Raw genomic sequence first — 2,606 nt, forward strand, 5'->3', positions numbered from 1 at the left:
TGCCCCGGTTGTTCGACAACTACACGACGTTCCGCGCCGGCGTGCCGGCCGCGCTGTTCGCGCAGCCGGTGGTGCGGCGGCCCGGGGTGGGGGTGGTGACCGTGCTGGGCGGCGGCTACCCGGCGTCGGGGGCGGCGGGCGCGGACCGGCTGCCGGTGCCGTACCTGCCCGCGGGGCTGCGTTACGACCCGCAGGAGGGTGCGGGCGAGGTGCAGACGCCGCTGCTGGGGAGCCCGGCCGACGACCTGCTGATCGGCGACCGGGTGTGGTTCCGGCACGCGAAGGCCGGGGAGTTGTGCGAGCGGTTCGACACCCTGCACCTGGTGGAGGGGGACCGGGTGGTGGACTCGGTCCCGACCTACCGGGGCGAGGGGCGGACCTTCCTCTAGGGGGTGTCCGCAAAGTCTCGCCTGCCCCGCGACGCCCGGCACGCGCTCTCGCCGCACCGGACGAAAGCCCAAGTACGTCCAGTACGCGGGCTTCCGCCCGGCACGCCGAGAGCACGCACCTGGGGGCACCTCCCAGCGGTAGCTGGGGGAGACGCGGGGCCCGCCCTCCGGGGGGACGGCGCCACTTTGCGGACACCCCCTAGTGTTCTGAGTCTGGAATTCTGTTCAGATAGCTGGCGAGGCGTTCAAGGATCTCGTCCGCAGTCTTGGTCCACACGTAGGGCTTCGGGTCGCGGTTCCACGTGGCGATCCAGTCGCGGATGTCCTTCTCCAGGGCCTGGACGGATTTGTGAACGCCTCGCCGTATCTGCTTGTTGGTCAGCTCGGCGAACCACCGCTCCACCAGGTTCAGCCAGGACGATCCGGTGGGCGTGAAGTGCAGGTGGAACCGGGGGTGCGCCAGCAGCCACTTCTTGATGTCCGGGGTCTTGTGGGTGGCGTAGTTGTCCAGCACGAGGTGGACCTCGAGGCCGGTCGGGACTTCCTTGTCGAGCTTGACGAGGAACTTCTTGAACTCCTCGGCACGGTGGCGGCGGTGCAGGGATCCGATCACCTTGCCGGTGGCGACCTCGAGGGCGGCAAAGAGGGTGGTGGTGCCGTGCCGGACGTAATCCGCCGTCCGCCGCTCGGGCACCGCCGGCATCATCGGCAGCACCGGCTGAGACCGGTCCAAGGCCTGGATCTGCGACTTCTCGTCGACGCAGAACACAAGGGCCCGCTCCGGCGGATCCAGGTACAGGCCGACGACATCGTGGACCTTGTCGACGAAGTACGGATCCGTCGACAGCTTGAACGTCTCGGACCGGTGCGGCTGAAGGCCGAACGCCCGCCAGACACGCGACACCGTCGACTGAGACAGACCCGTCTCCTTGGCCATCGACCGCGTGGACCAGTGCGTCGCCCCCTTCGGCGTCGACTCCAGCGTCTTGGTGACCAAGGCGGCGACCTGCTCGTCCGTCACCGTCCTGGGCCCGCCCGAACGCGGCATGTCCCCGAGGCCCGCGATCCGGTACTGCACGAAACGGGCCCGCCAGCGGCCCACCGCCTGAGGCGTGGAACCCACCAGGGCCGCAACGTCCTTGTTCGTCGCGCCTTCGGCGCAGGCCAGGATGATTCGGCAGCGCAAGGCCCACGCCTGAGGCGTCGAACGGCGCCGCACCCAGCCCTCGAGCGCGGCCCGCTCCTCATCGGTCAACACCAACTCGGCCTTCGGCCGCCCCATCGCCATACCGAAAGCCTACATCTAAACAGAATTCCAGACTCAGAACACTAGCGCTCTGGCGCTCGCCGTCAGAAGACGGTGTCCGTCTGGTCGGGGATGACGCTCGTGTCGCCCCGGCGGACGGGGCCGGCGGTGCCGTCGTGGTCGACGTAGCCGGTGGTGGAGCAGGGGTAGGGGCTGGTCTTCTGCTTCTTCGGTTCGAGGAACATCGGGTTCACGATCCACTTGCCGTCGCTGTTGTCGTAGGCGCGGCACATGAGTTCGTTCTTGTTGCGGTTGAGGACCAGCCGCAGGGCGGTGGCGTCGCGCAGGAACGAGATGTCCGTGTCGGAGTCGCCCGCGGCGAAGACCTGGCGGCGGGCGGCCGGCTGGACCCTCTCGGCGGCGCGGCCGCGCACGCCGAAGATCTCCTTGTTGATCCAGCAGCGCTTGCCGTCGATGTAGGTGGTCATGGTGTCGGCGCCGTCGGGGACGGATCCGCAGCCCTGGAGGTGGGCGGTCAGCCTGCCGTCGCCGGTGGTGGTGTTGCGGATGCCGATGACGTGGGCGGCGTCGATGCCGGCGCCGCGGGCCCAGACCTCGACGACGGGCTGCGGGGAGGCGGAGCTGATCCAGACGTCGAAGCCGGCGCGCCGGAGGTTCTTGATGAGGTCGCGCTGCTGGTCGTAGTAGCGGACCCAGCCGGTGGCGGTGCCGGTGCCGACCTGCTGTGTGGTGCCGATGGGCGCGGCGAGGTTCTCGGTGCGGGCGGCGGCCGCGAAGGCGCGTACCTCGTTCGCGGTCCAGCCCTGGGTCAGCTGGGCCAGCCAGGCGTAGCCGGGTTCGGTGGTGCGGCGGTCCCAGCCGGCGAAGGCGGTGGCGCCGGTGCGGGTGGCGGCGGTGCCGTAGCCGGCGTTGATCTCGTCGGCGCAGGCGGCGCCGGCGGGGGTGCCGGT

2 protein-coding genes and 1 pseudogene are annotated in these 2,606 nt (G+C 70.1%); 1 reads left to right on the forward strand and 2 read right to left on the reverse strand.

What is annotated here, in order from left to right; translation table 11 throughout:
• Positions 1-389: pseudogene (locus SSNG_RS07220) on the forward strand (amino acid deaminase/aldolase); the annotation flags it as partial.
• Positions 390-588: 199 nt separating this feature from the next.
• Here SSNG_RS07220 and SSNG_RS07225 read toward each other — a convergent pair.
• Positions 589-1,671, reverse strand: coding sequence for an IS630 family transposase (locus SSNG_RS07225; RefSeq protein WP_206731370.1), 1,083 nt, complete (start codon positions 1,669-1,671; stop codon positions 589-591).
• Between the two features lie 68 nt (positions 1,672-1,739).
• Positions 1,740-2,606, reverse strand: an 867-nt coding sequence (locus SSNG_RS07230) for a haloacid dehalogenase-like hydrolase (protein WP_007263150.1), incomplete at its 5' end; no start/stop codon positions are given.

The sequence above is a fragment of the Streptomyces sp. C genome, from assembly GCF_000158895.1.
GTDB classification, from domain to species: domain Bacteria; phylum Actinomycetota; class Actinomycetes; order Streptomycetales; family Streptomycetaceae; genus Streptomyces; species Streptomyces racemochromogenes.